The organism is Nocardia sp. NPDC052566 (assembly GCF_044547285.1).
In the GTDB taxonomy this organism is placed as follows: domain Bacteria; phylum Actinomycetota; class Actinomycetes; order Mycobacteriales; family Mycobacteriaceae; genus Nocardia.
This window is the reverse complement of sequence record NZ_JBIUAF010000001.1, coordinates 989,189-1,012,812: the sequence shown is the minus strand read 5'-3', so window position 1 is coordinate 1,012,812 and position 23,624 is coordinate 989,189. Positions and strand designations below refer to the sequence as shown.

At 66.6% G+C, this 23,624-nt stretch carries 24 protein-coding genes and 1 pseudogene; 14 read left to right on the top strand and 11 right to left on the bottom strand.

The genetic code is table 11. The annotated features are described in order from the left end of the window. The first annotated feature begins 33 nt into the window (after positions 1–33). Positions 34–279 (top strand): hypothetical protein, encoded by a 246-nt coding sequence (locus ACIG5A_RS04305; RefSeq protein WP_397237561.1) that lies wholly within the window; start codon positions 34–36, stop codon positions 277–279. On the opposite strand, the gene ACIG5A_RS04300 is transcribed toward ACIG5A_RS04305, so the two are convergent. The 4 genes from ACIG5A_RS04300 to ACIG5A_RS04285 are packed head-to-tail and all read right to left on the bottom strand — an operon-like array spanning position 276 to position 4,442. Further along, complete coding sequence (locus tag ACIG5A_RS04300; RefSeq protein WP_397237559.1) at positions 276–1,016, bottom strand: GAF and ANTAR domain-containing protein; 741 nt, start codon at positions 1,014–1,016, stop codon at positions 276–278. The genes ACIG5A_RS04305 and ACIG5A_RS04300 overlap by 4 nt on opposite strands. Positions 1,017–1,032: 16 nt before the next feature. Further along, positions 1,033–1,920, bottom strand: coding sequence for a hypothetical protein (locus ACIG5A_RS04295; RefSeq protein WP_397237557.1), 888 nt, complete (start codon positions 1,918–1,920; stop codon positions 1,033–1,035). A 36-nt stretch (positions 1,921–1,956) separates the two neighbouring features. Beyond that, a complete protein-coding gene (locus ACIG5A_RS04290; RefSeq protein ID WP_397238805.1) occupies positions 1,957–3,858 on the bottom strand; it encodes a CheR family methyltransferase in 1,902 nt (633 codons plus the stop codon). Between the two features lie 2 nt (positions 3,859–3,860). Next, positions 3,861–4,442 carry a chemotaxis protein CheB gene (locus tag ACIG5A_RS04285; RefSeq protein WP_397237555.1) on the bottom strand — a complete coding sequence of 194 codons (582 nt, stop codon included), beginning with the start codon at positions 4,440–4,442 and terminating at the stop codon, positions 3,861–3,863. Between the two features lie 1,207 nt (positions 4,443–5,649). Here ACIG5A_RS04285 and ACIG5A_RS04280 point away from each other — a divergent pair. From ACIG5A_RS04280 to ACIG5A_RS04220, 13 genes are all read left to right on the top strand, one after another. Further along, complete coding sequence (locus ACIG5A_RS04280; protein ID WP_397237551.1) at positions 5,650–5,865, top strand: DUF397 domain-containing protein; 216 nt, start codon at positions 5,650–5,652, stop codon at positions 5,863–5,865. A 461-nt stretch (positions 5,866–6,326) separates the two neighbouring features. Beyond that, complete coding sequence (locus ACIG5A_RS04275; protein ID WP_397238803.1) at positions 6,327–7,103, top strand: hypothetical protein; 777 nt, start codon at positions 6,327–6,329, stop codon at positions 7,101–7,103. Beyond that, positions 7,096–8,118: a pyridoxal-phosphate dependent enzyme gene (locus ACIG5A_RS04270; RefSeq protein ID WP_397237549.1), complete on the top strand. Its 1,023-nt coding sequence runs from the start codon at positions 7,096–7,098 to the stop codon at positions 8,116–8,118. The genes ACIG5A_RS04275 and ACIG5A_RS04270 overlap by 8 nt, the downstream gene beginning before the upstream one ends. Before the next feature lies 1 nt (position 8,119). Beyond that, positions 8,120–9,334: a hypothetical protein gene (locus tag ACIG5A_RS04265; RefSeq protein WP_397237547.1), complete on the top strand. Its 1,215-nt coding sequence runs from the start codon at positions 8,120–8,122 to the stop codon at positions 9,332–9,334. Next, positions 9,331–10,575, top strand: a complete 1,245-nt coding sequence (locus ACIG5A_RS04260) for an MFS transporter (protein ID WP_397237545.1) — start codon at positions 9,331–9,333, stop codon at positions 10,573–10,575. Before ACIG5A_RS04265 ends, ACIG5A_RS04260 begins: the two co-directional genes overlap by 4 nt. Continuing rightward, the gene (locus tag ACIG5A_RS04255; protein ID WP_397237543.1) at positions 10,572–11,366 is read left to right on the top strand and encodes an SAM-dependent methyltransferase; all 795 of its coding nucleotides are present in this window, start codon (positions 10,572–10,574) and stop codon (positions 11,364–11,366) included. Before ACIG5A_RS04260 ends, ACIG5A_RS04255 begins: the two co-directional genes overlap by 4 nt. Next, complete coding sequence (locus ACIG5A_RS04250; RefSeq protein WP_397237541.1) at positions 11,363–12,442, top strand: pyridoxal-phosphate dependent enzyme; 1,080 nt, start codon at positions 11,363–11,365, stop codon at positions 12,440–12,442. The genes ACIG5A_RS04255 and ACIG5A_RS04250 overlap by 4 nt, the downstream gene beginning before the upstream one ends. Before the next feature lie 52 nt (positions 12,443–12,494). Further along, positions 12,495–13,148 (top strand): class I SAM-dependent methyltransferase, encoded by a 654-nt coding sequence (locus tag ACIG5A_RS04245; protein WP_397237539.1) that lies wholly within the window; start codon positions 12,495–12,497, stop codon positions 13,146–13,148. Positions 13,149–13,156: 8 nt separating this feature from the next. Further along, entirely contained in the window at positions 13,157–13,840 is a 684-nt protein-coding gene (locus tag ACIG5A_RS04240) for a YqcI/YcgG family protein (protein ID WP_397237537.1), read from the top strand. Beyond that, positions 13,837–14,394: a non-canonical purine NTP pyrophosphatase gene (locus tag ACIG5A_RS04235; RefSeq protein ID WP_397237535.1), complete on the top strand. Its 558-nt coding sequence runs from the start codon at positions 13,837–13,839 to the stop codon at positions 14,392–14,394. Before ACIG5A_RS04240 ends, ACIG5A_RS04235 begins: the two co-directional genes overlap by 4 nt. A 48-nt stretch (positions 14,395–14,442) precedes the next feature. Next, a complete protein-coding gene (locus ACIG5A_RS04230; protein ID WP_397237533.1) occupies positions 14,443–14,976 on the top strand; it encodes a TIGR00730 family Rossman fold protein in 534 nt (177 codons plus the stop codon). After that, on the top strand, positions 14,973–15,848 hold the full coding sequence (locus ACIG5A_RS04225) for a hypothetical protein (RefSeq protein ID WP_397237531.1): 876 nt from the start codon (positions 14,973–14,975) through the stop codon (positions 15,846–15,848). The genes ACIG5A_RS04230 and ACIG5A_RS04225 overlap by 4 nt, the downstream gene beginning before the upstream one ends. Before the next feature lie 147 nt (positions 15,849–15,995). Further along, positions 15,996–17,225 (top strand): helix-turn-helix domain-containing protein, encoded by a 1,230-nt coding sequence (locus ACIG5A_RS04220; protein ID WP_397237529.1) that lies wholly within the window; start codon positions 15,996–15,998, stop codon positions 17,223–17,225. Positions 17,226–17,230: 5 nt separating this feature from the next. Here ACIG5A_RS04220 and ACIG5A_RS04215 read toward each other — a convergent pair whose 3' ends face one another. The 7 genes and pseudogenes from ACIG5A_RS04215 to ACIG5A_RS04185 form a co-directional block, all read right to left on the bottom strand. Next, the gene (locus ACIG5A_RS04215; RefSeq protein ID WP_397237526.1) at positions 17,231–18,067 is read right to left on the bottom strand and encodes an SDR family NAD(P)-dependent oxidoreductase; all 837 of its coding nucleotides are present in this window, start codon (positions 18,065–18,067) and stop codon (positions 17,231–17,233) included. A gap of 27 nt (positions 18,068–18,094) precedes the next feature. Continuing rightward, positions 18,095–18,862, bottom strand: coding sequence for a hypothetical protein (locus tag ACIG5A_RS04210; RefSeq protein ID WP_397237524.1), 768 nt, complete (start codon positions 18,860–18,862; stop codon positions 18,095–18,097). Further along, a complete protein-coding gene (locus ACIG5A_RS04205) occupies positions 18,798–19,757 on the bottom strand; it encodes a terpene synthase family protein (RefSeq protein WP_397238801.1) in 960 nt (319 codons plus the stop codon). Before ACIG5A_RS04205 ends, ACIG5A_RS04210 begins: the two co-directional genes overlap by 65 nt. A gap of 77 nt (positions 19,758–19,834) precedes the next feature. Then, positions 19,835–20,164, bottom strand: a complete 330-nt coding sequence (locus ACIG5A_RS04200) for a cytochrome P450 (RefSeq protein ID WP_397238799.1) — start codon at positions 20,162–20,164, stop codon at positions 19,835–19,837. A 97-nt stretch (positions 20,165–20,261) separates the two neighbouring features. Next, positions 20,262–21,293: pseudogene (locus tag ACIG5A_RS04195) on the bottom strand (cytochrome P450); the annotation flags it as partial. Further along, entirely contained in the window at positions 21,185–22,249 is a 1,065-nt protein-coding gene (locus ACIG5A_RS04190; protein ID WP_397237522.1) for a terpene synthase family protein, read from the bottom strand. The pseudogene ACIG5A_RS04195 and the gene ACIG5A_RS04190, both read right to left, overlap by 109 nt. 12 nt (positions 22,250–22,261) lie before the next feature. Continuing rightward, positions 22,262–23,623: a cytochrome P450 gene (locus ACIG5A_RS04185; RefSeq protein ID WP_397237520.1), complete on the bottom strand. Its 1,362-nt coding sequence runs from the start codon at positions 23,621–23,623 to the stop codon at positions 22,262–22,264. Position 23,624: the final 1 nt, after the last annotated feature.

Below are 23,624 nucleotides of genomic sequence, written 5' to 3'. Positions count from 1 at the left end.
AAGTCGTTGACACCATACGTGTGGAGGCGAAGCATGACCACCGATATCCCCGGAGAGATCCCCGACCGCAGTGGACATTCCAGACATCGCGCGAGCGCGTCGGAGTCCCTGCTGCGAGCGTCCGACGCCGCACTGCGCAGGTCCGCACGGATCCTGCGCAGCTCTCGAATCGCACTGGAGGATTCCCACACGGCGCTGCACCGGACCAGGGAGGCGCTGCACCGTCAGCGCGATACGATCCGGGACGGCGAGAAAGCGGGATCCGAGCGACCCGACTAGCGTGCTCGTCGCCGGGCTTCATCGAAATGCACCGGCGCGGGCGGCAATCCACTGACCGACTCGACGATTTCACCCGCCAGCTCGGCGACCTTGACATTGCGGTGCTGCGATACCGCGCGCAATCTGGCGAAGGCGTCATCCCGCGAGCACCGATACCTGCCCATCAGGATCCCCAGTGCCTGATCGATCGCGGACCGCGACACCAGCGCCGCGCGAAGCTGCCCGGCCAGCGCACTCTGCTCGGCCGCATTGTCCGCGATCGCCAACAGCACCCCGAGATGCTCGGCGGTGAATGCCGTTGCCCGGCAGGTCTCGTCGCCGAATGTCGTCGGGCGCCGCGCGTACAGCTCCAGCGCGCCCGCGACATCCTCACCCGCACCGAACGGTTGGCTGTAGACGCATCGAATCCCCTGCGCCTGTGCCCGTTTCGGATAGCCGGTCCAGCGCCGCTCCATCGCGAGATCGGGCGACGATACCGGTTCCCCGGTCGCGATGGCCTCCCGGCTCGGCCCCAATCCACCCGCGATACCTGCCTCCTCGACGAGCAGCCGCTGGATTCCGGGGTGGCCGCCGACCGTCACGTCGTCGGCCCGCAGGAGCACCAGACCCGTCATCGGCCGTTCCGGCAGCATCGTCGTCACCACGTCGGCGACGTCGGACAGCGACCGGATGAGATCACCGGTGGACAAGAGCAGTCCCGCCAGCCGCGACATACCCGTGGCCAATTCATCCGCCATCGACCGCTCCGACCCTTCAATCGAGCCGACTCTGATGTCGCACAACCCGCGACGCTAGTTCACGCATCCGCACGCCATCGGCGAAAGCACGAGCCCGCAGCAGCACGCGTGCGGTCTCGGTATCACAGCGGCACTGGACCGCCACCATGCCGACGGCCTGGTGGACCGTGTCCAGATAGTCGGCGTCATCGAATACCGGGCCGTGCAGCGCACCACCGGTTCGCGACTCGTCGACGGTGAGCAGGATGGAGGTGGTCAATATCTCCGCGATCCGGCGAGCTTCGGCCACCTGACCTGGGCGTTCACGCAGATCGGCGCCGAAGCCGCACAGCGCGCCGAGGCGATTCGTCCCCGCCGACAGCGGCACCGCGACGATACCGTCGATACCGAGCTGCGCGGCGGCCGGACCGTAACGCGGCCAGCGATCGGCTATCTCCACGCCGTCCGCACGCACCGCGCACCCGCGCGCTGCCTCCCTGGCCGGCCCCTCATCCAGCGTCAACTCCAGCTCGAGCGCCTCGTGTGACCTGCCGTCCGACGCGGCGATCAGCAACTCCTCCTGGTCGTTGCCGAACAGCGTGAGCCCGGCCCCGTCCATGCGCAGCATCTCCGCCACCACGGTCATGAACACCGGGCGCAGCGCATGGCCGCCCGCCCCGTGCCACCGCTGCAGCCGCAACGCATACAACCGATGCAGCCGGGCGCAGGCCGCATGCCGCGCCTCCATCGTGCGATGTAGCTTGGCTATCCGCCGCCGGAACGGCCGCATGCTCTCCGGCGGCAGCTGCGCGGCCGCCTCGTATTCGGCGGCGATTCGCGCGGAACGCTCTGCGCGCTCACGCTCGGCGGCACAATCCCGCCACGCGCGCGCGATCCCGTCCTGCGCGTCGAAGCTCGCCGCCACAGCTCTCAACGATACTCGCCGAACCCCTACGCCCGATCAGTTATCTTGTGCCGAAGGCACTGTCGGCGACGGCGACTGAATCTCCTCCATCATCAGCACCACCCCGTCTCGGCTCCCGTCCAACGGCGAACAGGTGATCGCGCAGGTAATCGACCGGCCGATACGGTTGATCGCGGGGATCTCGATGGCGCCCATGCGCCTGCCGGACTCGAGGCACTGCTGGATGCTGGCCCGCAATTGCTCGGTCGGCAACCCGAAATCCAGTGCGACAAAAGACTGTTGCTGAACCTCCCCGGATCGCAGACCCCAGAGCTCTTCCGCGCCGCGATTCCAGCTGCGCACCCGGAGTTCACTGTCGAGTACCACGACTCCGGCGGCGACGCTGGACAGCACGCCCTCCAGAAAGGTGCGCGCCTCGTCCAATTCGTTTGTGCGGATGCGCATTTCCTCGTTCATCGTCTCGAGTTCCTCGTTGCCCGACTGGAGTTCCTCGTTGGTGGTCTCCAACTCCTCGTTCGTCGACTGCAGCTCCTCGTTGGTCGTCTCGAGTTCCTCGATGCTGGACTGCAACTCCTCGTTGGTGGTTTCCAGCTCCTCGTTGGTCGACTGGAGCTCCTCGTAGGCAGTCTCCAGTTCCTCGCGTTTCACCTTCACTTCGAGCGAAAGCCGGGTGGACACCGTGGTATCCACGAAATGCACCACCGTGCCGAGCGTGACACCGTCACTGGCCCAGAGCGGCTGAATCAGCACGTCGAAGTACTGGACGTCCTCGGGGCCGAGCCTGCGCTCGACGGCATTCACTCGGATCACCCGGCGTTCCGCGTGCGCCTGTTCGATCAGTGAGCGCAATTCGACTGGGCGGTAGGAGATTTCGAGCTCACTGAGCGGACGGCCGACATCGTGCGCGTTCAAGGCGAACTGGTTGCGGATCTGGCCGTTCAGCACCGATACCCGCCCGTCGGTACCGACCGTGAGCAAGCCGTACGGGGCAGACTCCAGGGCGAGGTCGTTGAGCTGTCGCTTCCGCACTACGCCCTGCACCTCCTGCCCGAGCCCGATCTCGAGGCGAGCAGGCTGCGCCACATGCGGTGCGGCGCTTGCCCCGGCACGGCGCCGGAACATTCGCTGCCGCATATTCGCGACCTCGAATCGTTCACCGTCGGACAGGAGCATCTCCGCCTTACCGAGGAAGAGGACGCCGCCCTCGCGCAGGGCGAAATGGAATCTGTCCAGGATCTGGGACTGCGCCTCGACATTGAAATACATCAACGTGTTCCGGCACACCAGCAGGTCGAGCCGCGAGATCGGCGCGTCACGGGTGATGTCGTGCCTGCCGAAGATCACCCGGCGGCGCAGATCGGACCGGAACAGAAACTTGTCGCCGCTGGGCTCGAAATAGCGCTCACGCAGCTCGGCGGACAGTGGCTCCAGAGCTCGCGCCGAGTACAGGCCGGTGCGCGCGTCGCGCAACGCCTCCTCGTCGACGTCGGTGCCGTAGATCTTCACCCGTTGGGTGCACTCCTCGATGCCGAGCAGCTCGGCCAGCGCGATTGCCAGCGAATACGCTTCCTCACCGGAGGAACACCCCGCGCTCCAGATCCGGATCTCGCCACCCGGGTCCACCGAGCCGACCACTTCCGGCAGTACTTCCCGCTCCATGTACTGCCAGGCCTCGACGTCGCGGAAAAAGCTCGTCACATTGATGAGTACGGTGTTGAACAAATACCGGAACTCGTCGGCGTTGCTCTCCAGGCGATCGCGATAGTCGCCGTAGCCCTCGACGCTCACCTCGTGCATTCGTTTCCTGATACGCCGCGCCAGTGAAGAGCGCTTGTATCCGGTGAAATCGAATCCGCGCGAATCACGGATGAATTCCAGCAGGTCTTCCAGACCACCGTCCGCCGGAACGACGTCGGCGGTCTCGGGATCGTCCGACATCGTCACAGCTCACGCACCTCCAGCAATCCGCAGAGCACCTCGGCGATTTGACCTAGCGGCAAAACGAAATCCACCGCCCCCGTCGCGAGCGCGGCATGGGGCATACCCTTGAATTCGGCGCTGTCCGGCTCCTGCACGATGACCGTGCCGCCTCTCGCCTTGATCGCGCTGACCCCCATCCCGCCATCGCTGCCCGACCCGGTCAGCACACAGGCGATCGCTCGCGCGCCGAAGGCGCCTGCCACCGATTCGAACAGCAGATCCGCCGAAGGGCGGACGAAATGCACGAGTTCGCTGCTGGACAGCGACATGACTCCGTCGCCGTCGATCAGCAGATGAAAGTTGGGCGGCGCGACGTAGACGGTACTGGGCTGCGCCTGGAACCCCGCCTCGGCCAGTTGCACAGGCATCCGCGACTTCCGCCCGAGCACGTCCGCGATCACGGTCTTGTGCCGCGGGTCCAGATGCTGCACGACGAGCACGGGAACCGGGAAGTCCTCGGGGAGTCCTTTGAGGAGATTCCCCAATGCGGCGATGCCACCGGCCGACGAGGCGATGGCGACGATCCTGTAGCTATCGAGCACCGAAAGGTCGCCGCTCCCCGGCATTGTCGGGTTCACGCAGACCTACCGGTCCCGTTCCCGGCAGGCGCGACGATGGATGTCTGGGCTCCTGAGCACCGTCTGAGTCTAGCGCGCCGAGAGGCCCCCTCCGGCGAACGCGCCGATCGCCCGAAGTGGTCACGGCCAGCATCGCCACTCGCGTATCGCGAATGATCCCATCGATACAGTCGAGAACTTCGACGATCGCGGCCCGGCTCGCCCGTGCCTTCGCGATATCGATCGGGCCATCCGTGAAGCGTCCGCGAAGCCCGTGCAGACGCAGGCCGGTATCGAACAGCCGGCGCACGAATTCATCACCCGACTCGGCGAATTCATCACCCGACTCCGCGAAACCGACGATATCCCTCTGCGTTCCGGCATCCCTCTGCGTCCCGGCTACCGGCCGCGGCCGGTCCAAGGGTAGGTGCGCTATCACGCAACCTCGGTGTTCGGCACACGGTATGTCCGCCATGGAATCCTCCGAAGGGTCGCGTAACCAGCTCCGGAGCCGCGCTTCGGGACTCGGGGATCGCATCGAGTATACCCCGGTATCACCGGGAGCTCGGCGCCACAACGTCGGCAGATGCGGACAAAAGCCCGCTGTGTAGATCGCCCGGCAATGGCAACCCTGTATCCATGGAGGCGACTTCGAATCAACGGCACGAGCAGATCCTGCGTGACGCACAGTGCCGGAAAGACAAATTGGACCAGCTCAGAGCGGCAGCCGTAGTCGCTGGACGCAGCGTGCGGGCGGCCAAGGCCCGCTTGCTTCGCGCACAGATGGTTGCGGCGCAAGCCCATGGCGCCGTGGTCCGGACCGAGGCTTTCATCGAGTCCGCCCAAGGCACGAGGGTCCACGACGACGGCATCTACCGGCGACGATCCACCCTCGAACCAATGTCCGGCACGCGTGGTTGACGTATGCTGAACAGAGCGTTCCCTTTCCCGAGTCCTGAAGCGCGGCTCCGGTTTCTCAGTCGGCGGTCAGTGATCGGGGAGTCATCGTGCGTGCCCTATTCGTACAGGTTCTGCGCACCCTCGAAGTCGGTAGCTCCTCTGCTCGGGGGCCACCACCAAGAGGTGAAGATAACCATGCGCGGGCACGCGTTTCGCATAAGCCGAGCGCGGCCCCATTCCGTTATTGCTGTCGCAATTCCCGAATCCGATTGCCTGCGAGAGAGATTCGCCGATGATGCACAAGAAGGATCTGGACGCCATCGCCATGTACAAAGCCGCGGCCAGCGGCCCCGACGGCAACTGCGTGGGTTGGGCTCTGCTACGTGATGGCGCGATCGCGGTATTCAACACCGACGATGACCAAGACGGGGCCGCACTGCGGTTCACCCCCGCCGAATGGAATGCCTTCCTCGACGGTGTTCGCACCGACCGGTTCCTCGCCCTCTGATAGCCCCGAAGACCCCGCCCGACCGCACTCTTCAGCGCAAGGCGGGGTCTTCGGCGTGCGGTATTCCGACGACGGAACCCCTATAGCCCCTATAAGCAGAGCCGCCACCCCCTACCGTGCCGAGATGCCGGAATCCAGTCGCGGACAAGCAAACTGACGCCCCCCAGGCCAGCGCATCACAAGCGGAAATCGGGTACACGGAGCCATCCCTCCGCAATCTGCTGATTATGTTAGGACTTTCGACGAACGCGTACGGACCCTTGACAGTCCGAGTAACCGCCGCCTAATTTACTGAATCGAAGATGGGATGATTCAGATATTAGCTCCTGGTGTCTTCCGAGAGTTGCCGGGGAAAGGTAGAAGTCGTGCTCGTCGCACATGCGGCGGCACACGGATCCCTCGGCGAACTATGGCAGGGGCCGGTGCCGCATAACGGAATTCCGCGAATCGGATTGGTGACCATGCCGATTTCGCGCCACAGCTATGCGAGTTATCATCGGAGTCGAAACGACACGAAATATCATGCCGCCGAGCTGCCGGAAAAGAGAAGAGCGGCGCTCGAATGTTACACACGTATATATGACGTCCAAGTACCCCCGGGCCGTTGGGAATTCACCTCCGATCTGCCGATCGGGAAGGGCATGTCCAGCTCGACCGCCGACATTCTCGCCCTCATCAGATGCCTCGACAGCCTCTTCGGCCACAAGGCCGATCCGGAGATCACGCGCACGATTCTGACCACCATCGAGCGCTCGGACGCCATCGACGCCGACAGGTTCACCCTGTACCTCAGCGGCGCGCATCTCACGGTCAAGGACTACCCGTCCACCGCCGCCTTCAATGTGTGTTACGCCTACGACGAACGCGAGGTGCGCACCGAAGACTTCCCCGAGGAGTGGCTGCTCGGCGTCTACGAAGGCGCGGCAGGCGAATACGCGTCCTCACTCCGGCGCCTCGACGCGGCGCTGACCAGGCAGGACGGCCTGGCGATGGCCCGCGAAGCCACGAGGTCGGCCGAGCTCGCGCAGGAATACCTGCCGAGCGAATTGGTGGCCGACCTGCTCCACGACTACCCGGACCTCGGTGGTGTCGGCGTCATCCGCGCACACACCGGCACCGTCGCGGGCCTGCTCGCCACCCGCGATTTCGACGCGGCCACCCGGGCCGACCTGTGCCGTTACTTCCTGCACCGCGGCTACCGGTGCCATTTCACGAGAGCGGGATATCCCCTTGTTTGAGCACATGGCCGATGCGCTCGCCCGGCCCGACCTGATCCGCCTGACACCGCGCCTGCACACCCTACGGTTCGAGTCGATGAAGGTGATGTCCGCCCTCGGCGCGGTGGAGCAGCTCATGGCGGACGGCGTGATCCAACCGGGCGACACCCTGGTGGACAGCTCCAGCGGCGTCTACGCCCACGCACTGGCGCTGGCCTGCAAAAAGTACGGATTCCATTGCCACATCGTCGCTTCGCCCATTGTCGACGCCGCGCTGCGCGCGCAATTGCAGGTACTCGGCGCCACCATCGAACAGCCGCACGCGACCGACGACGCGAAATTGGACCAGGCCGGCCGGGTGCGCAAGGTGATCGAATATGTCGACCGCCACCCCCGGGCACACTGGATGCGTCAGTACCACGACCAAATCCACTATCGCGGCTACGAATTCGCGGCGCAGAGCCTGCTGAAACAACTCGATCCGACCGAGCTCGTCCTCGTCGGCGGCGTGGGTTCGGGCGCGTCGACGGGTGGGCTCGCCACGGCTTTGCGCAGGCACGGCGTCGACGTGAAACTCGTGGGAATTCAGCCATTCGGCAGCATTTCCTTCGCGAGCCAGGATGTCGAAGATCCGGAGTTCCTCATCGCGGGGCTCGGCAGCGGAATCCACTTCGGCAATATCGCCTACGACGCGTACGACGAGATCCACTGGATCGATTTCACCTACGCCAGGTCCGGCAGCATCGAATTGCTCAGGGAGCACTGCGTATTCGCGGGCCTGTCGAGCGGAGCGTCGTATGTCGTCGCCCAGTGGCAGGCGTCCCGCGCCGCGGACGGCCAGCGCCCCGTCGTCTTCGTGACGCCGGACACCGGACATCGCTACGTGCACACCGTTTTCGACGATCCCGGCTCCGCCGTCGTGCGGGACGCGGACCCACGGGTGATCACCGAGCCGGGCCACCTCGAGTTGCCGTGGTGCGTGACCGACTGGCGGCGATACGGCGTCAACTTCCCGCGGCCGAAGCGCGAGTCCTGACGTGGCGACCATCGTCATGCTCGAGGCGCTCGCCTTCGGGCTGAATCACCTCTCCGCGGCGGCTCGGCGGCGCGAAATCGACCTGGTACTCCTGACTTTCGACCGGGACTACTACCGCAGGCAACTGGCCGGGGACGACTACCTGCGCGTGGTCGACGTCGACACCCTCGACATCGACGCGGTGCACGCCGCACTCGACGCGCTGGGCGAGGTGTCCGGCTTGATCTCCAACACCGACACCTGGGCGCACACGGCGGCGACGCTCGCGGACAAGTACGGGTTCCCCAATGTCACGCAGGACGTTTCGTTGTTGCGCGACAAGGTGTGGGTGCGCAACCGGGTCGCCGACGCGGGGCTGAGCGCCGGCCGGGGTGTCCGTGGCTCGGACTGGGCGGGACAGTCCGAGCACGCCCTGCATATCGTCAAGGACGCGGAGGGCACCGGCAGCAAGCACGTCCGGCTGGCGGACGGAGTCACGTCGGTCGCGGAAGCGATTGCGGCACTGCGCGATCACGATGTCCCCGCCGACCGCATCACGGTGGAGCCGTACGCCTACGGCCCGCTGTACAGCGCGGAGACGTTCAGCACGGAATCCGGCACGGTACTGCTCGGCATCAACAGCCGCACCATGTCCGAACTTCCGCAGTTCCGCGAGCTGGACCTCACCTTTCCCTTCGGTCGCGGCAGTCGATGGGAGGCCGGTGTCGCGGAGTGGGTCGCGCAGGTGCTCGCCGGTATCGACCGCGGAACCGGGTTCTCCCATGTCGAATTCGTGGACACCGCGGACGGGCCGGAACTGGTCGAGGTCAACGCGCGGCTCGGCGGCGGCCTGATCGGTGAAGGCATCCGGGCGGCCGGTGGCATCGACCCGTTCGAACTCCTTCTGCTGCAAGCGACGGAACCACATCTGGACTCCCGGCACCTGGCGGCCGTCCGGCGCACGCCGGCGACCGGCGGCTACGCGCAGGTGCTGAAGTACGCGTCGAAGGCCGGCACACTCGGGAATGTCCTCGGCGCTGAGGATCTCGCGCGGTTCCCCGGCGACATCGAGTGGCACCCGCTCAAAGACAGCGCCTCTTCGATCGAGAGCATCGACGACCAGCGGGCCTGCTACGGCTTCCTCACCGCGACCGGCCCGTCGCCGGAGACCGCGCTGCATCGGGCGCACGCGGCGGCCAGGCATCTGCGCACCACCGAACCCGGTGTGCCGCGATGAGCCGAGCGCTACCCGCATGGTGCCGCGGGCCCGCCCGCACACTGCTGTTCGGGGCGTTCCTCTCCAGCGTCGGCGTCTTCCTCGTCGTGCCCTACCTCGCGATCTACCTGCGCGACGCCGCCGCGCTCGCCGCGGCCACCGTCGGCCTGTTGCTCGGACTGAACTACTGGAGCACCAGGGTTTTCGGCATGGCCGCGGGCGCGGTGGCGCACCGATGGGGCATGCGCCGAACCATGGTGGCGGGCAACCTGCTTCGCGCGGTCGGCTATCTGCTGCTGCTCGGCGATTCACCGGCGCGGGTCACGTGCGCCGTACTGCTCATCGGCGCGGGCGCCGGGGTGTACTTTCCCGTCGCCAAAGCCTGTCTGCTGCATGTGGTGGACGACGAGCACCAGCTCGAAGCCATTGCGGCGCGCAATATGTGCGCCAACGCCGGTGTCGCGCTCGGCCCGCTCATCGGCATGCTGGTGTTCGTGCACGGCCCGGCCGGGTTGTTCATCCTCGCCGCCGCGGCCTTCGGCGTCCTGAATATCCTGCTCCTGCCACTGCGTTTGCCGCCGAACGCGGGCCGGACCGAGACCGCACCGGCGTACTGGCGTGGCACGGCGGCGCTGGCGGTCCGGCGCCCCGTTGTCCTCGTCATCGTGGCCACCACCCTGCTCGGTCTCGCGATCGTCCAGTTGGACAGCACCTTTCCGTTGCTCGTCTCCCGTGGACCGTCGACGTGGCTGGCCGGTGCCCTGTTCCTGATCAATGCCCTGCTGGTGATCGTTGTGCAGCAACCCGTGGCGAAAGTCGTTGCCACCATGGGCGATCGGACATCCTTCGGCATCGGGTTCGCACTCTTCGCCGCCAGTTTCGCGCTGCTGTCGGTCCCCGAATCGCTGTGGGTCCTGTGGCTGGTGGCAGTCGGCGTCTTCAGCGTGGCGGAGGTGAGCGTGAGCCTCTCGATCGACAACCGGGTCAGGACGCAGGGCGCGGACCAGGCCACCACCATCTACGGGCTCGCGGGCATCGGCGACGCCTTCGGCGGCTTGGCCGGGGCCATGCTCGGTGCCTCGCTGGCCGGCACCGCGCAGGCGTCCGCAGGCTGGAGCGACTACTGGGTCCTGGCGCCGATGGTGCTGATCGCCGTACTCGTCGCGAGCCCACTCCTGTCCCCCACCCTCCGGACCGAACAGCGGGACACCGCGGACCACCACCGTCCCCGCGAGAGCACCAAAGGAGATGCGCGACAATGACTATCACGGTTGCCGGAATCGGCTACGGCGCGGACGTCACCGCGGCCACCGCGGCCGCACTCGGCGCGGCCGACGTGCTGATCGGCCACGAGTTCTTCCTGAGCAGTATCAGGCATCTGGCCGGGCCGGACGCGAAGTGCTTCGACGTCATCGACCAGGCGAGCGCCGACGAGGACGTCTTCGCGGTCCGCACCCGGGTCGCCGCCGAGCATTCCGCCGCGGGCGCGAACGTCGTCATCGTCTCGGGCGGCGATCCGGGACTGCTCGGCATGGCCGGACCGGCACTGTACAACCTGCGGCGCACCGGGGCCGCGGCGGTCGAGGACGTGCGCATTCTGCCTGGTCTGTCCGCGTGGCAGTATGCGTCGGCCGCGCTCGGCGCCCCGTTCAACGGCGGGATCGCCGTGCTCTCGCTGTGCCTGTACAGCCATACCGAGGAGAAGATCGCGCGCCAGATTCGCGGGATCGCCATGTCGGGCCTGGGCACGGTGGCCTACATGCTCCGCCACAACGGCGAAGAACACCCCGACCTCTTCCCGACCGGCGAGCCCGCGGCCGACATCTCGCGCAGGCGCTTCAGCCTCCTGAGAGATGCCTACCTCGCCGAACGCCCCACGGACACACCGACCTTCCTGCTGGACGGCTTGGGCCGGGCCGAGGGGCACACCACCCTCAGCGCTCCCCTCGCCGACGCGCTCGATCTCTACGAGAAGTCGGGACCCGAATCCGTCTTCTGCGTGCCCGGTGCGGAATTCGAGCGCACCGCCGATCGCATCTGGGGCACGACGTGACGGCACGCTTGGACGGACTGCGATGCATTCAGTGCGACGAGCAGTACCCCGCCGTGGACTTCCCGCAGGGCTGTCCTTCGTGCGCGGCGCGGGGGCGCCATTCGAACCTCTTCTGCACCTATGCGAAATCAGTTCCGGCACACCAGCGTTACCCCTACGCCGAAACAACCGATCTCGGCCACGGAGACACCCCGCTGCTGGAGCCGCCGTGGCTGGCGAACGTGTCCGTGAAGAACGAGGCGACCAATCCGACCGGTTCCCACAAGGACCGCTTCTCGGCGCTGGTGGCCACGCACGCACGCGCGGCCGGGTACGGCGGCGTCGTCATCGGTTCCTCGGGTAACGCGGGCATCTCCCTGGCGGCCTACGCCGCGGCCGCCGGACTGCGCTGCGCCGTGGCCGCCTTCGACTGGCTCCCCGATCGAATTCGGGCCTGCCTCACCGATTTCGGCGCCGAGGTGCGGACCTTCGCCACCGACCGGGAGCGCATCGAGTGGGTGACGAAGCAGGCCGCGACCGCGGAGCTGCTCACGGTCTCGAACATCACGCACCCGGTCGTCGGGAGCAGCTGCTACGGCATCGAAGGGTACAAGCGCATCTCCTGGGAGATCGCGGAGCAGGCTCCGGCGCCGGTGCGGCACGTGATCCTGCCGTCGAGCCGTGGCGACCTCGCCTGGGGCGTCTATCGGGGCTTCGCGGAGCTGAACGAGCAACGCGGCCTGCCCATTCCGCGGTTGCACCTCGTCGAGCCGTATCCCCGGCTGTCCGCGGTGCTCGACGGCGCGGCGCTCACCGGCCGGTTCCCCGGCGACTTCGGGCGGCTGTCCTCCATCGCAGGCGACGGCACGACCGTCCAGGCGCACCGGGCGGTGACCCGCTCGCAGGGCTCGGCGGTGGTGGTGTCCGACGCGGTCGCCGACGACTGGTTCCGGCGGCTGTGCCGCCGCGGCCATGTCTGGGAGCGCAGCAGCACAACGGTTTTCGCGGCCTGCGACGCACTGCGCGCACAGGGCCGCATAGGGGCGGACGAGCACACCGTTCTCGTCGCCACCTCACACCTTTTCAAGGGCTTCTAGTCCGACGGCTCCAGTTCGACACGGCCCGCAACGATGAGAGAAGGAAAGTCTGATGAAGACCAGCAGCCTCTGGGGATCTCCGCCCTCCCGCTTCTACCGCTTTCTCCGGGAGTTCGGTGCGCAGAATGCCGATCATCCACCGACACTCGCGGTCGTCGGGTGCGCGGATGGCAAGTTCGTCGTGCCCGCGGCACGACGCGGCATCAGGGTCTGGGCGATCGATATCGACGAGGTAGCCCTGTTCGGCGGCGTGAAGCACGACGCATCGGGCGCGGTCGACATGCCGGGATTGCGGTCGCGCGTCAAGGACGAGAACCTCGAGGAATTCGTGGAGATCGTGCACGGCGACTTCATGGCATCGCCGCCCGGCCGGACCTTCGACGCGGTCTTCACCAGCGGCGCGCTGCAGTACTCCAACAATATGGAGCACAGCCTGGCGCAGATGGTGGACGCGGTGGGCGACCTGGTGCGCGAGGGCGGGCTGTTCTACCTCGACTACATGCTGCCCTACGAGGAGAAGTACCAGGGCCGCCCCAATTGTCCCGAGGCGCCGTGGTGGGCCGAGTACTTCGCTCAGCGTCCGCAGTGGGACCTGAAATACAACCGCGTCATGAAGCCGACCCTCGATCGGGCGCACGTCGAATATCCCGTCGACCATTACCACCAGTGGGGGCATGTGCTCGCCACACGGGTTGCCACTGCCTAGGACCGGCGATGCAGCGCACCGAACAAAACGAGGAGAACGTACTCGCGGTGGCTCCGGTCGTTGCCCGGACATTGTGCCCCTTCGCCGTCAAAGCGCAGCTCAGCAGCGCACCCCCGTACGACGAGGCATGCTCGTTGCGCGCCAATCTGGCGGAATCTCTCGACGCGCTCACCCGCTTCACCGAGCGAGCGGAGACCGAACAGCTCGACGCGTTCGTCTACCGATTTCCGGTGTCCGCGGTGGGCGCGGAGATCGGCCAGCTGGCGCGCCTGGTGCGGACGTTGGTCGAAGTATTGCTGACCAACGATCCGGTCGCTCCCCGCCGTTTCGTGTATTGGGACGCACTGGTTCCGCAATGGCGCCTGTCCTATGCGGGCGTCGATTATTTCGCGCCCGTGTTCTCGCCGATCTACCGCAAAGATCACAGCAGGCACACCCACGGCGTATCGGATTCCGTCTTCGTGCTGATGCAACCCAATAGTTCTTTCCATGCACGACTCGGCAACAGGGCCGCGAAGATACGGCGGAATATTCGATCTCGCTTCGCCGACGCGGGCCAGGAATACTCGCGTTTCGAACTCGAAGCGCACCGATTCGTGCTACCGCTGAGCACCGGTGATGATGCGGTGAAGTGGTACGATGTTCCGCCTTTTCCCCGTGCGAATATGACAGATAGAGGGTGTATAGCGTGACGAGCACAGTGCTTCTCGCCAGCAGGAACTCCATCAAGATCGAAGAAGTCCGGACGTTCTTTCCCGGCATCGACGTGCTGGATGCCGAACTGCTGGAGGTGCAGTCGGTCGACGTGGTGCGCGTGGTGGAGCACAAACTCGAACAGGTCGCCGCACTGCGCCTGCCGGTGCCCGTCATCGTCGAGGACACGGGGCTCGCCGTGGAGGCGTGGAACGGTCTGCCCGGCGCGCTGGTCAAGTGGTTCGTGGACGGCATGGGAGCCCAGCGGCTCAAGGAGTCGATCCACGGTGCGGAGCCGCTCGCGGCGATCGCCACCAGTGCGGTCGGTGTCGTCTTCGACGGCGAGCAGGAGATCTGGGCCGGGCACACCGAGGGGCGCCTGGTCGACGGCCGTGGCGAACTCGGCGGCTGGACACCGATTTTCGAAGTCGACGGCACCGGGCTGACGCTCGGTGAAATGAATTTCGACCAGCGGATGCGCTGGACCATGCGGCGCGAGCCGCTCATGGCCGCGCGGGAGTGGATCGCGAAACGCCGGAATACGGCATCGTGAGCACTTCGCGCACCGACTGCACAATGACATCCTCAGCAAGGAAGCATCATGAGAATTTGCGTCTTTCTTTCCGCCGCCGATCTCGACGAGCGCTATGTCGCACCCGCCCGCGAGTTCGCTGAACTGCTCGGCCGCGCGGGCCACACGCTGGTGTGGGGCGGGTCGAATGTCGGGCTGATGAAAGTGATGGCCGATGGCGTCCAGAACGCGGGCGGACGGTTGTGCGGCGTCTCGGTCGAATTCCTCACCCATGTCATCCGGCCCGGTATGGACGAGTTGGTGATCGCGAAGGATCTCGGCGAGCGCAAGGCACTGCTGCTCGACAAGGCGGATGCGGTCGTGATGCTGGTCGGCGGCACCGGCACCCTGGACGAGACCACGGATATCCTCGAGCTCAAAAAGCACGGCCTGAGCGACAAGCCGGTCGCGGTGGTCAATACCGCGGGCTTCTACGACGGACTGAGGATGCAGCTGCTGCGCATGGAGGCGGAGGGGTTCCTGCCGGTGCCCCTCGAAGACCTTATCTACTTCGCCGACTCCGGACGGGAAGCGCTCGAGTACATCGAAAAATGCATCCGGTGAATCTTGTTCCCGAAGATCTCGGCAGTCTTCCCGGCACCGCCTACGGATCGCCGGACGATTGCGGCAGTACAAAGCCGGACGTCCGGCTGATCCGGCACGAGAATGGCATCGGCTGCGAGAACGCCGAATTCGGCTACACGCGACCACTGTGGGTCGCCTGGACAGCCCCGCTGACGAACGGATCCGAAACCCTGCTCGCCCGCCAGAGCAAGTCCACCCGCAGACGGAGCAAAGCCATCATTCGGCAGGCCACGGAACTCGAGGAGCGCATCGAGCCCGAGGTGCGCCGCGAAACCTTGAAAGAATGGAAGAAGATATACGACCGGCATATAGCCTCGATGCCGACCGGTCTGAATGTCGTAGACAAATACGCCTCGCTGGACAATCTCACGAACCTGAGTTTCGCCGGATATTTCGATTCCGGTGAAATGCACGCGGGCGTCCTCTTCGACACCGGCTCGGATCCGTCTACCGCACGCGTGCGGCTCTCGGCCGCGACACCGAACGCACGCGACGCCGGACTCCTTCGCGGCCTTTACCACCGCGTCGCGGATTACGGAGCATCACTCGGCTGCGATTCGATGAGCATGGGCTTCGACCCCAACCTGTTCGGCCATGTGGTCCAGCCGGGCCTGTGCGTATTCAAATTGCGCATAGGCTTCGATCCCGCACCGGCGCAGCGCTACGCCGACAACCCCGGCTACATAGACGTCACCGAATGCGTCGTCGGACCGTCGGGAATCGATGCCTCGCTCTTGCTCTTCGAGTACGCGCACGACCATGCGTTGAGCATGCTCGGCATTCGTCTCGGCTCTCCGGCCGAGCCCCCGATCGGCACCGAACACATTCGCAGGTGGATCGAGGCGCCCTAGACAGCGACTCTGCTGCCGACCCCGACGGGCCCGCCATGCGACCGCGGATCACCCGCGCTGTGGCGGGCCGCCGCGAATCAGCTTGTGGCCAAACCGAAACATGTTCTTCGACAGCCGCATTCGGCAACGGTGGCATCCTTGGATCGAATGACGAGGTCCTCGCACCCTGACCGTCCCCTCGCCGGTCGGCGAATCGAGATGCGGCGCCGCCAGCGCGGCCTGTCTCGCAAGGTGGTGGCCAATCTCGTCGGCCGCAGCGAGGAGTGGCTACGCCTCGTGGAATCCGGGCAGCGCAGGCTCGACAGCATCGATGTGCTCGCACGCCTGGCCGTCATCCTCCAGGTCCACGATGTCGCCGAGCTGATCGACTGGCCCAACCACAAACTCCCCCGTCCCACCGGCAAACCGCCCGACGAATTGCATCAGCTCAGACAGGTCGTCATCGATCACCCCGCACTCCGCGTCCGCGACGATCCGCCGGTCGAAACCCACACTCCTCAGCCACTTTCCAGCGCGCTGCGGGAATGCCGCCGAATCTGGACCACCGCACCACACCGATACTCCCAGGTGTCCGCGCGACTGCCCGCGCTCATCGCCGTCGCCAGGACCGCACACTGGCAACGCCGGGATCTCGAAACCGCCGCACAGCTCATCGACGCCTACCACCTCGCACGCGACCTGCTCACCGCCGCGGGCGATCATCGCACCGCCGCCACCGTCGCCGATCGCGCGCTGGAAATCGCCGCGCAGGTCCGCCAGCCCCTGTTCCTCGCCGCCAGCGCCTGGCACGTCGCCGACGGCATGCTGCACGCCGACGATCCGATGGACGGCCACGATTACGCACTGACCGCCGCGCACCGCCTCGCCGAGGCCGAGCTGACCTGTCCGGACGCCGAGATCCTCGGCGAGGCACTGCGTCTGCTCGCCGCCCACGGTGCGGCACTCGCCGGTGACCTCGCCGAATCGGCCCGGCTACTCGAACAGGCCGGACTGGCTGCCCGCGCGCGCGGCCACGACCGTGCCGCGCGGGGAATCCCCTTCGGCCCTGTCGAACTCGGCATCGCCGAGGTGAATATCGCGCTCGCCCAACACGATCCCGACCAGGCCATCCGGCTCGCCCGCCGCGTGTGCCTCACCGAGGAACAGGCGCTCGGCCGTCGCGCGGCCTATCACATCGACCAGGCCCGCGCCTACATCCTGCGGCGCGAGGACGCCGAAGCCACCATCGCCCTCATGAAGATCGCCACCATCAGCCCCGAGGACCTCTACTACGACGCCGACGCCCGGAACTGCGTCCAGCACCTCGTCCGCCGGGACAACTACCTCACCCGCACCGAGGTCGCCCACCTCGCCGACCTCGCGGGAATCACACGCTGACACCGTCATTCGCCGGTGTCGAGCACTGTGCCGGTATACCGCTCGAACGGTGTGGCGAGCAGTCTCGGGTACCCGCCCGCGAGCGTCCGGGTCAGCAGGTCGACGGCCACGGCATCCGGACCGGTGCGCACCCGAAGCCGGTCCCTGCGGATACCACGCACGATCTTCTCGGCCACCCGGTCCGGTGCGAGCGCAGGCGTGCGATCCAGATTGCGCTGCAGCGCTTTCCGTTGCCGTTCCCCGAGCAGCGGGCTGTTGCGGAACATATTCGTGCGAGTCGCCCCCGGGTAGACGGCGGTGACCGTGACAGCCGTGCCATGCAGTTCCATCTGCAAGGTTTCGAGAAATCCACGACAGGCGAATTTGCTGACGGCGTAGGTACCGAAACGGGGCACGCCGATCAAGCCCGCATAACTGACCACGTTGACGAGGTTCGCGCACGGCCGCGTCAGCAGATGCGGCAGAAAGGCCAGCGACGTGTTGACCACACCCCAGAAGTTGACCCGCACAACATGTTCGAACTCCGCCCGCGGCACGTCGATGAGCGGCAACGCCCGCGGTGCGATGCCGACGGTATTGACCACCACATCAACCGCACCGTAGGCCGCGATGACGGCGTCGACCATCTGCCGCAGCTGCTCGGCATCACCGACGTCGATCCGATGCGAACTCGCGTCGCACCCCAGCGCGGCAATGGTCTCGGCGGTCTCCCGCGCGGCCGCGTCATCGATGTCACCGACCGCGATCCGCATCCCGCGCCGTGCGAGTGCCGCGGCGGTCGCCCGGCCGATCCCGGATCCCGCCCCCACCACGACGGCCGTCTTCTTGTCCAGATCTCGCATCGCCCTCTCCCGGAACGCCCTGGGACCTCATTGCCCATCCCGATCGCTACCCGTTCGCAGATATCGAAGGGCGCAGGCGATTCCATCATCCAGCGCGTCGGAAAAGTTGGCGAGCGCGACGATGGTGTCGTCGGCGGCGCGTATCGGCATGCGGATCCCCGAGGGCGTTCCGGTGCGCGGTATCAAGTGGACGTGGGGTGCCCGGATGATCGCTTGGGTCAGCCGGGTGATGAGTTCGGCGGCGGGCACTCGGTAATCGACCCAGATGATCGCGTGCTGGCTTCGCCTACGGAAGTTCCTGAGCAGGGTGGTCGCGGTCACCGGGGCCGCGAAGTGGTCGGGGAGGTTCGCGTGACCGTGCCAGATGTCCACGCGCTGGCTGTGTCCGCGGCCGGTCGGGTCGAGCGGAGCAAGCACGGTATCGAACTCGGGCAAGACGCTGAAGGCCACTGTGTGGTCCGAGCGCACACTGTATCGCGGCCAATGCGGGTCCTGGTACGGATGGCCATCGCTGTCGCGGCGGTCGTACAGGACGAAAACCCCGAGGTTGGGTTGGGCGGGAACGAACACCTGGAAGAGCGCGTGCAGAGTGTGGCCGGGACGGCGCAGCGCGGGTACCAGCGCGACGTCGAGACAGTACACGTCCGAGGCGCTTCCGGTCGCCGGGGCGTACCCGTCCCAGTCGGGCACCGTGTAGTAGCCGGTCGGCATTCCCCGCGCGGTGAGCCTTTCAGCGCACGATGTCAGTGCGGCGTGCAGCGACAGCGCGGTCGCCGGTGTCCATCGTCGGTTCATGGTCGCCCTTTCCTCCCGGAGGCACCCATTTGCCTCGCTCGTCGTAGCGCCGAGGCTGGGCGAGTTCGTGCCAATCGAGATTGCCGATGATCCAGTGCCCCAACGCCTCCGCCATCCGCCGCAGACCCGCGCATTCGTCCGGCGTGAATTCCGCTGTGCACGTCGCCGACGCCTCCCGCAGGGCGACGAATAGGCGCATGCGCTCGTCCACCAGGGTGATGACATGCTCGATCGCGGATTCACGGGAGTACCCGAAGTGGCGTTCGGCGACGAGCACGGCGTTGTGATTGTCGCCCCGTGACTCTTCGCGATGGCAGCTGTAGACGTCGTTCAGCAGACCGACGTGCTCGGTCGCGACGATCCGCAGCGCCTTGAAGATTCCCGAACAGACCACTCGCTCCGTCAAGTGGCACTCGTAGGTGTGCTCGGACAGGTCCGAATACGGGAACATCGCACTGGTGTGCTGGCGTCGTTCGATATGCGACCACAGCGTCAGCCAGAACTGCTGCCTGCGGTGGGTGGCGTCCTCCAGGTAGGTGGTGATCCACGCGACGAAGTCCTGAGTGGTACGCGCGCGCAGGCCCTCGGGCATCGAGCACAAGGTGCGGGCCGTCAGGTCCGCCAGCCCCGCCAGCAGCGGATGCGCACCGGGCGGGGCGGGTTCGGGAATATCGCACCGCAGCACGGTGCACACGTCCCGGAGCAGCGGAGCGATCTCGGCGGGATCGTTGGTTTCGACATAGTCGTCCAGCACCGTGCCCCAGACGATCCAGTCGTTGAGCAGCTCGAGAGTCTCGCCGCGGATGGCCGGGTACACGCGGGCGGTGTACAGGTCGAGCCGCCACGACTCGACGCGTTCGGGGTGCACCACAGCGGTGATCCGGAATCGGCGCATCCACTCGAGCGTGTGCTCGCGGACCCGCTCAGCGTCGGGGCTGACGGGGGCGTCGAACAGCCGGAGAAAACGGTGCTTCATCGGTCTGTCCCCACCTCGCTCGATACCTCCCCACGGGCGGTGACGCGCATCCGTAATTGCCTGGGCTGCACCGTCATCGAGGGTAGGGCGGGGCTCGTGTCCTGGCCGGGTACGACGCGCAGCCGCCAGCGGCCGCAGAGGGTGGCCAAAGCCAGGGTGGCCTCGGTGACGGCGAAGGTGTCGCCGAGGCATTTGCGGGCACCGTCGCCGAAGGGGAGAGCGGGCGGCGGTTCGGCGGTGGGCCTGTCCCATCGGTCGGGGTCGAACCGCTCGGGATCGGGGTAGCGGTCGGCGCGATGGTGCAGCAGGTAGGGGCTGTAGACCACGGTCGTGCCCTTCGTGAATGTGTGCCCGCCGAGTTTCGGTGTCCTCGGTGGTCGCGCGGGTGACGAACCATGCCGGTGACCGCATACGCAGGGTTTCGGTGATGATTCGGCCGGTCAGCGGCAGGCGCGGAAGATCGTCGTAGCGGGCGGGGCGTCCGGCGAGGACGGTGTCGAGCTCGGCGTGCAGTCGTCCGGCGATATCCGGATGCTGATCGAGCAGGCACAGCGCCCACGCCAGTGCGACGGCGGTGGTGTGCGTGCCACCCAGGAAAATCGACACGACTTGATCGCGGATCTCGGTGTCGCTCAACCCGTTTCCCTCGGTGTCGCGGGCGGTGACCAGCGCGGACAGCAGATCACCCTGATCGACGGATTCGGCACGGCGCACCGCGATGACCTGCGCGAGGGAAGTGCGCAAGCCGGTGATCGCCCGCCAGTAGGCGCGGTTGCCCAGGATCGGCAACCGCCGCAGCGGCGCGGGCATCAGCATGCGCCGCATGGTGCCGTCGACGACGATTTCGATGTCACGCACCATGCGATGCCGGAGGTGTTCCGGCATCGCATGGCTGAACAACGTCGCCCCGGTCACCGTCGAGGTCAGCGTGTGCATCTGTGTTTTCACATCCAAAACCTCCCCGTCGCACCAGGATTCGGCGAGCTCGGTGATCCGCTCACTCATCACCGACGCATACCCGGCGATCCGGGAGGGATGAAACGCGGGTTGCAGCAACCGCCGCAACCGGCGATGCCGCGAATACGGGCACGAGGCAACGCCATCGCCCAGAATCTCCCTGCTGCGCTCGAACATCGGCCCGCCCTTGTCGAAGACCCGGTCGTGCCGCAGAACCTGCTGGGTCAACCGCGGATCGCACACGACCACCGCGGTGACCGGGCCGATACCGATACGAACGAGATCACCCTGCGCGGGCAGCGAGGACAGGAAGCCCAACGGATCACGCAGCAGCGGAACGAGATGACCCACCAGCGGAAGCCGGCCCCTGGCAGTGGCAATGGACACGGTCACCTCGCTGTCCGATCGGATCGCACCAACTCGAGAAGTTGGTTGGGGTTTTGCCGCCGGGTAAGGCGCACTGTCGAGCGGTAGCGGTTGGTGTCGCGCAGTTGCCATTTGACGCCTTCGTGGACCCAATCCTGAAGAATCTGCAGGTAGGTCGATACCGTCGGGCTCCACGCGATCCGTCCGTCGCACAGGCCCGTGCCGATGCGGAATTGGTCGTCGAGGCCTGCCAATTCGGCCGCCGCGGCGTGGAACATGTCCGCCGCTCGCGCGACATTGTCGTCGAGGTCGCCGCCGTACTCCTCCTGCATGGTCAGGACCAGGTTGTTCCGAATGCCGCGCAGGAGGTCGGCTTTCAGCCCGATGATGTCGTTCGCCCAAGCGGTGGCCGCCTGGCTCACGTTCCGTGCCCTCGCTATCAGTGGATGGCGGACGGTCTCTTCGGTCAGCTCGATACCGCAGGCATATTCGGTGAGGGTGAACGACACCAAGCCCGCGGTGGCGACGAAGCGCAGGTCGCTGCCCTCGGCCAGCGTGTTCACCGTCCTCGTGCGGATCAGGTCGGCCTCGCCCATCGCGCTCCAGAAGAACGCGCCCGCCTCCTCGCGCAGTCGCCTGCGCCATTGCGGGGACGTGTCCGCTCGGATCTGCTCCCACAGCTCACGCCAACTCCGCGCCGCGGGCAGGTCGAGCCGTCGGCAGTCCCGCTCGTCCTCCGCCAACCAGGTGCACGCGGTCTCCGCGATGTGGGCCACGTCCGCGGACCCGAGTGAATGCCCGAGTTGTTCGGCCCAGTCGTCGTAGACGAAGAGCCACGTCATGCTCTTGCCGAATACTTCACGCCTGCGCCTGTCGACCGCATCCGGGGCGATATACGCGCACATGCTCCCGATCCGGGCGGCGGCGTAGTATCCGCGGACAGGCTCGGTCGGCATCAGACCTGTTCGGCGCGCGAAATCGAGCACGAATTCGTCCAATTCGGGGCCCCAGGGAGCCCTGCGTTCACCCGGGACGAGGCGCAGCCGAGGAAAGTCGAACAGGTAGTTGATATCCAGGTTTGACGGCATCGTGCTCTCCGGTCACAGTCTCGGGTCCGGCGCGCCGGGTCCGACCGGCCCCGGAACCGCGCGCGCACTGACGCGCATACGTAATCGCTTGGGCTGCAACGTCATCGAGGGTAGGGCGGGACCGGTGTGCTGGCCGGCCATGCCGCACAGTCGCCAGCGGGCGCAGAGGGTGGCCAAAGCCAGAGTGGCCTCGGTGACGGCGAAGCTGTCGCCGATACATTTGCGGGCACCATCGCCGAAGGGGAGGGCGGCGGGTGGCGGGCTCGCGCTGGCTCGGTCCCATCGGTCGGGGTCGAACCGCTCGGGATCGGGGTAGCGGTCCGCGCGATGGTGCAGCAGGTAGGGGCTGTAGACCACCGTCGTGCCCTTCGCGAGCGCGTGCCCGCCGAGTTCGGTGTCCTCGGTGACCGTGCGGGTGAGGAACCAGATCGGCGGCCACAGGCGCAGGGTTTCGGTGATGATTCGACCGGTCAGCGGCAGGCGCGGCAGATCGTCGTAGCGGGCGGGGCGCCCGGCCAGGACGGTGTCGAGCTCGGTGTGCAGCCGTCCGGCAATGCCGGGATGCCGGTCGAGCAGGTACAGCGCCCACGCCAGCGTGGCCGCGGTCGTGTGGGTACCGCCGAGGAACATCGAGACGATCTGGTCGCGAATCTCGGTGTCGCTCAGCCCGTTTCCCTCGGTGTCGCGGGCGGTGACCAGCGCCGACAACAGGTCGCCGTGATCGACGGATTCGGCCCGGCGCGCGGCGATGACCTCCGTGATACCGGCGCGCAGGCCGGTGGTCGCCCGCCAGTAGGCGCGGTTGCCCAGGATCGGCAACCGCCGCAGCGGCGCGGGCATCAACGTGCGCCGCATCAAACCGTCGGAAACGATATCGATCTCGCGCAGCATGCGGTCCCGGGTTCGGTCCGGCACCGTCTGGGCGAACAACGTCGCGGCGGCCACTGTCGACGTGAGCGTGTGCAGCCGCGCTTCGACATCCACAACCTGTCCGTCGCACCAGGATTCGGTCATCTCGGCGATCCGCTCGCTCATCACCGATGCGTACCCGGCGATCCGGGACGGACTGAAGGCGGGCTGCATGAGCCGCCGCAGCCGACGGTGCCGCGAGTACGGGCAGGTGGGTACGCCATCCCCCACTATCTCCCTGCCGCGTTCGAATATCGGTCCGCCCTTATCGAAGACGCGGTCGCGGCGCAAGACCTGCTGAGTCAGCTGCGGATCGCAGACGACCACGGCGGTGACCGGGCCGATGCCGATACGAACCAGATCACCGTATGCCGGCAGTGAGGTCATCAAGCCCAGCGGGTCACGCAGCAGCGGAACGAGATGACCCACCAACGGCAACCGGCGCCGGGCGGTAGCGATGGACACG

What these genes read in the sequence shown, in the direction of transcription:
- ACIG5A_RS04230 (WP_397237533.1), top strand. Translation starts at nt 14,443, where the DNA reads ATGAGAATTTGCGTCTTTCTTTCCGCCGCCGATCTCGACGAGCGCTAT.
- ACIG5A_RS04205 (WP_397238801.1), bottom strand. Translation starts at nt 19,757, where the DNA reads ATGCGCCGATTCCGGATCACCGCTGTGGTGCACCCCGAACGCGTCGAG.
- ACIG5A_RS04300 (WP_397237559.1), bottom strand. Translation starts at nt 1,016, where the DNA reads ATGGCGGATGAATTGGCCACGGGTATGTCGCGGCTGGCGGGACTGCTC.
- ACIG5A_RS04245 (WP_397237539.1), top strand. Translation starts at nt 12,495, where the DNA reads ATGAAGACCAGCAGCCTCTGGGGATCTCCGCCCTCCCGCTTCTACCGC.
- ACIG5A_RS04240 (WP_397237537.1), top strand. Translation starts at nt 13,157, where the DNA reads ATGCAGCGCACCGAACAAAACGAGGAGAACGTACTCGCGGTGGCTCCG.
- ACIG5A_RS04255 (WP_397237543.1), top strand. Translation starts at nt 10,572, where the DNA reads ATGACTATCACGGTTGCCGGAATCGGCTACGGCGCGGACGTCACCGCG.
- ACIG5A_RS04210 (WP_397237524.1), bottom strand. Translation starts at nt 18,862, where the DNA reads ATGAACCGACGATGGACACCGGCGACCGCGCTGTCGCTGCACGCCGCA.
- ACIG5A_RS04220 (WP_397237529.1), top strand. Translation starts at nt 15,996, where the DNA reads ATGACGAGGTCCTCGCACCCTGACCGTCCCCTCGCCGGTCGGCGAATC.
- ACIG5A_RS04215 (WP_397237526.1), bottom strand. Translation starts at nt 18,067, where the DNA reads ATGCGAGATCTGGACAAGAAGACGGCCGTCGTGGTGGGGGCGGGATCC.
- ACIG5A_RS04305 (WP_397237561.1), top strand. Translation starts at nt 34, where the DNA reads ATGACCACCGATATCCCCGGAGAGATCCCCGACCGCAGTGGACATTCC.
- ACIG5A_RS04190 (WP_397237522.1), bottom strand. Translation starts at nt 22,249, where the DNA reads ATGCCGTCAAACCTGGATATCAACTACCTGTTCGACTTTCCTCGGCTG.
- ACIG5A_RS04280 (WP_397237551.1), top strand. Translation starts at nt 5,650, where the DNA reads ATGATGCACAAGAAGGATCTGGACGCCATCGCCATGTACAAAGCCGCG.
- ACIG5A_RS04275 (WP_397238803.1), top strand. Translation starts at nt 6,327, where the DNA reads ATGCCGATTTCGCGCCACAGCTATGCGAGTTATCATCGGAGTCGAAAC.
- ACIG5A_RS04290 (WP_397238805.1), bottom strand. Translation starts at nt 3,858, where the DNA reads ATGTCGGACGATCCCGAGACCGCCGACGTCGTTCCGGCGGACGGTGGT.
- ACIG5A_RS04260 (WP_397237545.1), top strand. Translation starts at nt 9,331, where the DNA reads ATGAGCCGAGCGCTACCCGCATGGTGCCGCGGGCCCGCCCGCACACTG.